This is a genomic window from Achromobacter animicus (assembly GCF_902859585.1).
GTDB lineage: Bacteria > Pseudomonadota > Gammaproteobacteria > Burkholderiales > Burkholderiaceae_B > Achromobacter > Achromobacter animicus.
The window spans coordinates 1-688 of the sequence record NZ_CADIJM010000044.1 but is presented as its reverse complement, the minus strand read 5'-3'; the positions used below and the strand labels follow the sequence as shown (position 1 = coordinate 688).

The 688-nt window shown below is 60.8% G+C and carries 1 protein-coding gene; it reads left to right on the top strand.

Annotated features, from left to right (window positions below):
• Positions 1 to 263: 263 nt before the first annotated feature.
• On the top strand, positions 264 to 688 hold a 425-nt coding region (locus tag HV681_RS27690), incomplete at its 3' end, for an IS110 family transposase (protein ID WP_437340408.1).

Here is a 688-nt window from a genome sequence, read left to right as displayed (position 1 = left end):
GCCCGAGGGAATCTGAAGCTCAATAGTCGTCCTGCACGACACCCGTGACGAAGAAACTGTCTTCGTGGCCGCACTGTGGCAAGGTGGAATGCCGCTCAGGTAAAGACCGACCTTCCAGTGGTGCGTGTTAGCCCACGCCCGTACTGAAGCATGGCCCCGGGTGACGTCACCGACATTGGTGAGCACACGCTTAGCGCGTGCATCCCGTTTGAGAGAGTGAGTACAACGACGTACCCATGCCTGGCGGCATTCCGTTAGCGATGATGGAGCAAGCCATGTCACCTCGCAAGTCCGATGCAACCCTAAGCCTGGCCCATCCCGATGCCGCAGGCATCGACATCGGATCAGCCAGCCACTTCGTCGCTGTCCCTAGCGACCGCGACGAACAACCTGTCCGCGAGTTCAAGAGCTTTACCGCCGACCTGTATCGCCTGGCGCAATGGCTCAAGGACTGCGGCATCACCGCCGTGGCCATGGAGTCCACCGGCGTTTACTGGATCCCACTTTACGAGCTGCTCGATAGCCAGGGCTTCACCGTTTACCTGGTCAACGCCAGGCACGTGAAGAACGTCTCGGGCCGCAAGTCCGACGTGCTGGACTGCCAATGGCTGCAGCAGCTCATGAGCTATGGCCTGCTGGCCGGCGCCTTCCGTCCCTCTGACGAGATCTGCGTCCTGCGCGAGTTCTC